This is a genomic window from Nonomuraea sp. NPDC005501 (assembly GCF_040605905.1).
GTDB lineage: Bacteria > Actinomycetota > Actinomycetes > Streptosporangiales > Streptosporangiaceae > Nonomuraea.
Window position 1 is genome coordinate 74295 of sequence record NZ_JBEXDT010000025.1, and the last position, 7617, is coordinate 81911.

General features: G+C 72.7%; 9 protein-coding genes and 1 pseudogene. 7 read left to right on the forward strand and 3 right to left on the reverse strand.

The features are described 5' to 3' along the window. Nucleotides 1–220: 220 nt before the first annotated feature. The 3 genes from ABZS51_RS15315 to ABZS51_RS15325 are packed head-to-tail and all read left to right on the forward strand — an operon-like array spanning nucleotide 221 to nucleotide 2800. Nucleotides 221–694, forward strand: a complete 474-nt coding sequence (locus tag ABZS51_RS15315) for a transcriptional regulator (RefSeq protein ID WP_355440594.1) — start codon at nucleotides 221–223, stop codon at nucleotides 692–694. Next, entirely contained in the window at nucleotides 684–1853 is a 1170-nt protein-coding gene (locus tag ABZS51_RS15320; RefSeq protein ID WP_355440597.1) for an FAD-dependent monooxygenase, read from the forward strand. The genes ABZS51_RS15315 and ABZS51_RS15320 overlap by 11 nt, the downstream gene beginning before the upstream one ends. Next, a complete protein-coding gene (locus ABZS51_RS15325; protein WP_355440600.1) occupies nucleotides 1850–2800 on the forward strand; it encodes an alpha/beta fold hydrolase in 951 nt (316 codons plus the stop codon). The genes ABZS51_RS15320 and ABZS51_RS15325 overlap by 4 nt, the downstream gene beginning before the upstream one ends. Nucleotides 2801–2838: 38 nt before the next feature. Here the strand turns inward: ABZS51_RS15325 and ABZS51_RS15330 are convergent, their stop codons facing one another. After that, complete coding sequence (locus ABZS51_RS15330) at nucleotides 2839–2967, reverse strand: hypothetical protein (protein WP_355440602.1); 129 nt, start codon at nucleotides 2965–2967, stop codon at nucleotides 2839–2841. A gap of 143 nt (nucleotides 2968–3110) precedes the next feature. Here ABZS51_RS15330 and ABZS51_RS15335 point away from each other — a divergent pair, with 143 nt between their 5' ends. Continuing rightward, entirely contained in the window at nucleotides 3111–3269 is a 159-nt protein-coding gene (locus ABZS51_RS15335; RefSeq protein ID WP_355440627.1) for a cupin domain-containing protein, read from the forward strand. 59 nt (nucleotides 3270–3328) lie between these two features. On the opposite strand, the gene ABZS51_RS15340 is transcribed toward ABZS51_RS15335, so the two are convergent. After that, nucleotides 3329–4090: an SDR family oxidoreductase gene (locus ABZS51_RS15340; protein ID WP_355440606.1), complete on the reverse strand. Its 762-nt coding sequence runs from the start codon at nucleotides 4088–4090 to the stop codon at nucleotides 3329–3331. Between the two features lie 138 nt (nucleotides 4091–4228). Between ABZS51_RS15340 and ABZS51_RS15345 the strand changes: the two genes are divergently transcribed. Beyond that, complete coding sequence (locus tag ABZS51_RS15345; protein WP_355440610.1) at nucleotides 4229–5062, forward strand: helix-turn-helix transcriptional regulator; 834 nt, start codon at nucleotides 4229–4231, stop codon at nucleotides 5060–5062. A gap of 75 nt (nucleotides 5063–5137) precedes the next feature. Next, a complete protein-coding gene (locus ABZS51_RS15350; protein WP_355440613.1) occupies nucleotides 5138–5911 on the forward strand; it encodes an alpha/beta hydrolase in 774 nt (257 codons plus the stop codon). 166 nt (nucleotides 5912–6077) lie between these two features. On the opposite strand, the gene ABZS51_RS15355 is transcribed toward ABZS51_RS15350, so the two are convergent. Beyond that, the gene (locus ABZS51_RS15355) at nucleotides 6078–6644 is read right to left on the reverse strand and encodes a GNAT family N-acetyltransferase (RefSeq protein WP_355440616.1); all 567 of its coding nucleotides are present in this window, start codon (nucleotides 6642–6644) and stop codon (nucleotides 6078–6080) included. Nucleotides 6645–6980: 336 nt separating this feature from the next. On the opposite strand from ABZS51_RS15355, the pseudogene ABZS51_RS15360 reads away from it, so the two are divergent. Continuing rightward, nucleotides 6981–7617, forward strand: a pseudogene (locus ABZS51_RS15360) (hypothetical protein); the annotation flags it as partial.

The following is a 7617-nucleotide window of genomic DNA, read 5'->3' on the forward strand; positions in this document are numbered from 1 at the left end:
GGACGGAAGGTTCGCACCGTGCGGGACGGCAGCGTCTTCACCTTCACCCAGTTCGACCGGTCGGGCTCACCAAGGCCGGACGTGCTCTCCTGGACGCGTATCTGACGTCACGCGAGATCCACCGCGCAACGGTCTTCTCCGACATCCTGCGAACCATCTTGCATTCACACTATATTCAGTACATACTGGATTTTATAGACGATTGAGATAGGTGGATGGCATGACAGGTGACCGGGAGCGAATCCTGGAGTGGGTGGAGCGGGCGGCGGTGTTCTGCATCGATGAGTACGCCGTGCCGCCGATCGCCGGCCGTGTGCTGGCCTGGTTGATGATCTGTGATCCGCCGGAACAGTCGGCGGGGCAGATCGCCGAGGCGATCGGCGCGAGCAGGGCGTCGCTGGCCACCAGCATGCGCCTGCTCATCGACGCCGGATTCGTGCGCCGTCGCACCCGCCCGGGGCAGAAGACCCACTACTACCGGGTGGACGATGACGCCTGGGAGCGAGTCGTCCGGCGCAGGGTCGCGGGCCTGGCCGCGTTCCGTGAGATCACCGCGGCGGGCATGGAGGTGGCCGGGTCCGATCCGGCGCGCACCGGGCGGCTGCGCGCGGCGCACGAAGTCTTCGACTGGATGGACAAGGCCTTCGCGAGTATGCCCGGGCCGCAGCACGAGGGAGATGCCGATGAGGCGTGAGCAGGGTCGCAGCGCGATCGTGGCCGGGGCCGGGATCGGAGGGCTGGCCGTGGCCGTCGGCCTGCTGCGCAGCGGATGGGATGTAACCGTGCTGGAGCGGGCCCGAGAGCTGGGGGAGGTGGGCGCCGGCTGGTCGTTCGCGCCGAATGCGTTGCGCGCGGCCGACGCCCTGGGCGTGGGCGAGGAGTTCCGGGCGTGCTCGGTGCCCACCGAGGCGGGCGCCACGATGCGGCTGCCGGACGGGACCTACCTGATGCGGTTCCAGCCGGACGCCGACCCGGCGCTGCTCGCCAACCACCGCGCCGACCTGCAGCGCGTGCTGGCCCGGCACGTGCCGGCGGAGCGGATCCGTACCAGCGCTGAGGTGACCGGCGTCCGCCAGGACGGCGACGGCGTCACGGTCACCTGTCGTGACGGCGGCGAGGTGCGGGCCGACCTGCTGGTCGGAGCAGACGGCATCCACAGCACGGTACGCCGCAGCGTCTGGCCGGACGCGCCCGAGCCCGTCTTCCAGCGCATCCTGTGCTGGCGCGGGGTGACAGCGCCGGGCACGGTCTGGCCGGTGAGTGGGTTTCAGACCTGGGGCCGCGGCGCCCGGTTCGGCGCGCACCCGTTGATCGGCGAGCGGGTGTTCTGGTTTCTCACCGTCCGCCAGGAGCAGCCGGGCCTGCGCTTCGACGACGATCTCGGCGAGGTGATGGCCCGGACGCGCGGCTGGCACGAGCCCATCCCGGCCCTGCTGGCCGCCACGCCGCCCGAAGCGGTGCTGTGCCACGACATCCACGACCTGGACCCGCTGCCCTCCTACGCCAAGGGCCGCATCGCGCTGCTCGGCGATGCCGCCCATGCGATGACCCCCTTCCTGGCCCAAGGCGCCTGCCAGGCGCTGGAGGACGCCGTCGTACTGGCGGCCGAGGCAGCCCGGACGAGTTCCGTCCCGCAGGCCCTGGACCGCTACGACGAGGTCCGCCGCCCCCGCACCCAGCAGGTGCAGCGCATGGCCCGGACCGATCCCAAGCTCAGCCTGTCCACCAGCGGCGCGACCTACCGGCTCATGACCGCGATGACCCGCCTGGCCTCCTCCGGCGTGGCCCGCCGCAAGAGCGCCCGACTCTGGGACTGGACTCCTCCCGCTCTGTCCACGGAAGGCACACGATGACGATCGAGCACATCATGTTCCGCAGCGGCGACGTACGCTGCGCGGCCGACCTCTATCTGCCGCAGGAAGCCGGCGGGCCGGTGCCCGGCGTGGTGATGGGGCACAGCGTTCACATGGTCAAGGAGGCGCTGGCGCCCGGCGCCGCCTACCTGGTCCGGGCCGGCTTCGCCGTCCTCGCGATCGATTACCGCACCATCGGCGCCAGCGAGGGCCACCCGCGCGGCCAGGTCTTCCCGCACCGCTACGTCGACGACGTCCGCAACGCCATCACCTACCTGCAAGGCCGCCCCGAGGTCGACCCGGCCAGGATCGGGTTGTGGGGGCACAGCCTGGGCGCCACCGTCGCGATCCAGGCGACGGCGATCGACCGCCGGGTCACATGCGTCGCCTGCCAGAACCCCAGCATGTTCAACGGCTGGCGCGCCATGGAGAAGGCCCGCGGCCGGGCCGCCGTCCAAGCGATGCTCGATGTCGTCGATCAGGACCTGCGGCAACGCCAGGAGACAGGGAAGGGGATGCGCATGCCGCTGCTCGGCACCGGCGACCCGAACATCGTGGACTACCTGCAACTGGCCAAGGAGGTCTACCCTACGTTCGACGACGAGGTGGAGGCCGAGTCGCTGGCTCAGGTGCTGCTATGGGTGCCGGAGGCGTTCATCGAGCGCGTCGCCCCCCGGCCGCTCCTCATGGTCACCGGACGCGAGGATCTCACCCACGACATCGACGAGGTCCTGGCCGCCTACGACCAAGCCCGCGAACCGAAACGCCTGGAGATCCTGCCCTATGACGAGCGCGGCCTGTCCGTAGAACCCGGACTCGGTCAGGCGATGAGCCTCGCGGCCGAGTGGTTCCGCCGACACCTGATCGAGGCAGAGCCGTTCGTACCCTCCCCACCGGCCAGCGAAGTACGCGCTAAGGGCTTGCGCCCCGAATTCACTCCTCAGTAAACGTTCGATTTCGGCCTTGCCGGTGAAGTCGACCTCCTTCAGGAGGGGATCGAAAGGAGGGGATCGAACGGGCCGGGTTGGCGGTGCAGGTCGTCGGTGGCGTAGGCGCCGAAGCGGCTGATGTGGGCGCGCAGGCAGGGGGGCGATAGCAGCTCCTCGATCGCCACGTTGATCAGATCCGCCGGGTTGTTCCTGGCCTGAGCCGCCCTTCCGGATCACGGCTGCGGATAGGCGGTCCGCTCGATCCACGTCATCCAGGCCCGTTCCTCGCCTCGGTCCCCGGCGTCCAGACGCCGAGACCGTAGCGACGATCAACCTCGCCGAACGACCTTGTTCATCAAACGGCGTCTTCAACGACGGAGACCGGGACCATCCGGCGGGCTCCTTCATCCACGCCCCCGCGGGTTCCTCCCACGTCCCGCGGACGACCACGGGATGCACGCTGTTCCTCTTCTATCCCGAGGGCTGAATCACCGCACGGCAGGCGGCGGTCCTTCACGTACCCCGGACCACCGACCGGCGGCCCGCTCATGCCTGGCGCGTGGGCAGGATCACCAGCTGGCGCAGGTTGACGCGGCGCGGGCGGCTGGTGGTGTAGGCGATCAGGTCGGCGACGTCGTCGGCCGTCAGGGCGTCCATCGCGGAGTACATGCCGTCCAGCTGGCCGCTCAGCTCGCTGTTGTCGATGTGCAGGCCCAGCTCGGTGTCGGTCAGGCCCGGCTCGATGTTGGTGACGCGCACGTCCTGCCCGCCCAGCTCGGTGCGCAGCGACGCCGACAGGAAGGTGAGCGCCGCCTTCGTGGCGCCGTACACCGCGTAGTTGGGGAAGGTGACGTGGGCGCCGATGGAGGAGACGTTGACCAGGTCGGCGGGCCGGCCCTGCGCGGCGGCGGCGAGCAGGTCGGGGACGAAGGCGCGGATGACCCGCAGCGCCCCGCTCAGGTTGGTGTCGATCATGCGGGTCCATTCGTCGTCACGGCCCTCCACGATCGGGTTGGGCAGCATGACGCCGGCCGAGTTCACCACCAGGTCGGCCGGCCCGTACGCCTCGTGGACGCGGTCCGCGGCGGCGGCGACGCTCGCGGGGTCGGTGACGTCGGCGGTCACCGCCAGGGCCTGGCCTCCACCGGCCGTGATCTTGGCGGCCAGCTCGTCGAGCCGGTCGGCGCGCCGGGCCAGCAGGGCCACGCGCGCCCCCTGGGCGGCCAGCAGGCGGGCGGTGGCCTCGCCCATGCCGCTGGCGGCGCCGGTGATGACGGCGGTACGGGTGGAAAGAGCGTCGTAGCTCATGGTGGTGCTCCTCGTCGAGGTGTTGTCGTGCTGACGGAGACGATCCTGCTCCGGACGCGCCGCCTTACCCAGGGTGAGGCTCATCCTGGGTCTGGCAGTGCCAGGTTGAGCGCGCGGGACGTTGCCTAGGCTGGCCCCATGAGTACTGATCTGGGCGATTTCCTCCGTTCGCGACGGGCGCGCATCCAGCCGGAGGAGGTGGGGTTGCAGGCCTTCGGGCGCCGCCGGGTGCCGGGGCTGCGCCGCGAGGAGGTCGCGCAACTGGCGGGAGTGAGCGTCGACTACTACATCCGCCTGGAGCAGGGCCGGGGGCAGAGCGTGTCGGACGCGGTGCTCGACGCCGTCGCCCGGGTGCTGCGGCTGGATGAGGTGGAGCAGGCGCACCTGCGCGACCTGGCCCGGCCGCACAAGCAGGAGGAGCGTCCCCGAACCGCCCAGCAGCGGGTGCGGCCGGGGGCGCGGCTCCTGGTGGAGTCGGTGAGCGGGCCGGCGTTCCTGCTGGGCCGGTGCATGGACGTGCTGGCGTGGAACCCGATGGGCGACGCGGTGATCGGCTTCTCCGGCCGCGACGACCGCACGCGCAACCAGGCGCGTGACGCGTTCCTCAACCCGGCGGCGCGCGAGTTCTACCTCGACTGGCAGGCGGTGGCCGCCGAGACCGTGGCGTACCTGCGGCTGGAGGCCGGGCGCCGGCCGCGCGACAAGCGGCTGGCCGAGCTGGTCGGCGAGCTGTCGCTGCGCAGCGAGGAGTTCCGCCGCCTGTGGGCCGACCACCAGGTCAAGGAGAAGACCTACGGGGTCAAGCGGATGCTGCATCCGGTGGTGGGCCGGCTCGACGTGGGGTACGAGACGCTGGCGCTGCCCGGCGACCCGGACCTGTTGCTGGTCGTCTACACCGCCGCGCCGGGTTCGGAGGCCGCCGAGAAGCTGGCCGTGCTGGCGAGCTGGACGGCCGCCCCCTCCCTGGGCTGACCCCTCCCCTCGGGCAGCCGCCTTCCTCAGGACCCGGTACGGTGGCCGGCGAACTCCTGGAGGAAGGGCGGCATCGTGAGTGAGCACCAGCTGTGGCCGGGCGAACCCATCGAGCGGATCACCGCGTTCCCGGTGAGCTCCGCGCGGCCGGCTCCGGCCGTCGTGGTGCTGCCGGGCGGCGGGTACGAGCACCTGGCCGGGCACGAGGGCGCGCCGGTGGCGCGGTGGCTGAACACGCTGGGGGTGGCCGCGTTCGTGGTCGCCTACCGGGTCGCGCCGCACCGCCATCCGCTGCCGCTGCTGGACGCCGCCCGGGCGGTGCGCTGGGTGCGCGCCCACGCGGCCGGCCACGGGGTGGACCCGGGGCGGGTCGGCGTGCTGGGCTTCTCGGCCGGCGGGCACCTGGCGGGGCTGCTGGCCACCGAGACGGGCCCGATGCTCGCGGAGGGTCCGCACGACGAGGTGGACGCGCAGGACGCCCGCCCCGGCCTGGCGGTGCTGTGCTACCCGGTCGTCACCCTGAGCGGGCCCGCCGCCCACGCCGGGTCGGCCGCGAGCCTGCTCGGCCCCGGCGGCACCGATGCGGACCTGGACGGTTTGTCGATCGAGCGGCGGGTGGGGCCGCACAGCCCGCCGATGTTCCTGTGGCACACCGCCGACGACGGCGCGGTGCCGCTCGACAACACCCTGCTCCTGGCCGGCGCGCTGGCCCGCCACCGCGTGCCGGTCGAGGCGCACGTGTACCCGCACGGCAAGCACGGCCTGGGACTGGCCGAGGACGACCCGGTGGCCGGCGACTGGACCCACCGGTGCGCCGCGTTCCTGCGGGCACGCGGCTGGAGCGGCTGAACGGACCTCCGCGGCCACCCTGTGGCTTGTGGGTGGGTGGCTTGGGAGCGGGTGGCTTGTGGGCGGGTGGCTTGTGGGCGGGTGGCTTGTGGGCGGGTGGCTTGTGGGCGGCGGCGCCGGCCGTCAGGGGCGTGCGCGTCCCTGACGGCCGGCGCCGACCGGTCGATCAGCTGCCGGTCGGCGGCACGGCGCGGTAGCTCAGCACCTCGCCGTCCTCGGCGCTGTCCTGGGACGGGCCCTCCCACTGCTGGTAGCCCGCCTTCTCCAGCACCCGGATCGAGGGCGGGTTGGACGGCTCCACGTGGGCGTGGACCGTGTGGACGCCCGGCGCGGTGAAGGCGAACGCGGTCAGGGCCCGGACGGCCTCGGGCGCGTAGCCCCGCCCGCGTCGCGACTCCACGATCCCGTACCCGATCTCGACGAGGCCGTCGGCCGGCGGCCAGAACAGGCCGAGCGATCCGACCACCAGGCCGCTGTCGCGCTCGATGATCTGACGGTGACCGTGGGCGCCGAGCCACGCCGGGTTGGCGTCGAACAGACCGGCGATCACCTGGTCGCCCTCGGCGGGGAAGTCCCCGGCCCAGTGGTCGAGCCGGACGCCCTGCCGGGCGGCGTCGGCCTCGGCGGGAGTCCACGCCCGCAGGATCAGGCGGTCGGTGGTCAGGTCGGCGACGTCCCCGGAAGGGTCGCCGGGGGTGCTCGCGGGCGCGTTCTCGGAGGTGAAGGAAGACATGTGACACTCCTGGTCGTTGATGACGACCGGCCCGCGCTCTAGACGCGCGGGGCCGGGATGAAGGCATGCTGACGAGGGCCTGCGACGGCCATATTCATCAACCTCCCTCACTCCGGTGATCACGCGTTTCTCGCGCCGCGGCGACGCTAACAGCTCGCCGCGACACGCGCAAACCGGCTGCCCGTGGGCGTCCCCGGGGTTCGCGAGTGCCGTCGTCCTCGGCGCCCCGCAAGCCCGTGACGGCGCCGGACGCCGCCGCCCGGGGGCGCGACGCGCGGGTCAAAGGGCACGCAAAGCTACGGACCGTAGTCACAACGTCACTCATATGATCCTTACGTGGCCGACCCGGTGAATCACGAGCAGGACACTGACAGACCTCCGTCGGCGTTCCGGCGGGCGACGCCGGTGCCGCCCTTCCCGGTGTACGAGCCGGAGCCGCCGGGCGGCGTGGACCGGGTGACGGTGGCGGCGCTGGCGGTCACGGTCGTCTCCGTGGCGCTGGGGGCGTGGCTGGGGCTGTGCCCTCCCGGGGCGGGCACGCCGCAGGCGCAGGCGCGGGGCTCCGGTGCCGCCGCGCAGGCGAAGGGGCCCGGCGGTACGGCCGCGCCCGCGACGCCCGCCGTACCGCATGCTCCTTCGGCGGACTCGCCGGCAGGGCGGGAGGCTGCGCCGACCGGCCGGAAGGGGGCGTCGGCCGGGGCGCGCACGCCGATGGCCCGCCGGGGAGCCAGGCGGCATCAGCGCCCGCACCGCTCCGCCCATGACCACCCCCACAGCCGGGCCCACGATGACCGGGATCTCGGCCGGGGCCTCGACCGGCGCCTCGCAGAGAACCTCGACCGGATTCTCGGCAAGGACGGGCACGCCGGCCGGGGCGGGGCGGGGGTGAGGCGGTGCCGGTCACCGACGCCGAGCTGCTGGCGGCCCGGGAGGTCCTGGCCGGGCAGGGACTGTGGCAGGAGCTGTCCGGCGC

Coding starts and splice junctions, on each gene's coding strand:
- ABZS51_RS15340 (WP_355440606.1), bottom strand. CDS start 4,090: ATGAGCTACGACGCTCTTTCCACCCGTACCGCCGTCATCACCGGCGCC.
- ABZS51_RS15320 (WP_355440597.1), top strand. CDS start 684: ATGAGGCGTGAGCAGGGTCGCAGCGCGATCGTGGCCGGGGCCGGGATC.
- ABZS51_RS15325 (WP_355440600.1), top strand. CDS start 1,850: ATGACGATCGAGCACATCATGTTCCGCAGCGGCGACGTACGCTGCGCG.
- ABZS51_RS15315 (WP_355440594.1), top strand. CDS start 221: ATGACAGGTGACCGGGAGCGAATCCTGGAGTGGGTGGAGCGGGCGGCG.
- ABZS51_RS15355 (WP_355440616.1), bottom strand. CDS start 6,644: ATGTCTTCCTTCACCTCCGAGAACGCGCCCGCGAGCACCCCCGGCGAC.
- ABZS51_RS15345 (WP_355440610.1), top strand. CDS start 4,229: ATGAGTACTGATCTGGGCGATTTCCTCCGTTCGCGACGGGCGCGCATC.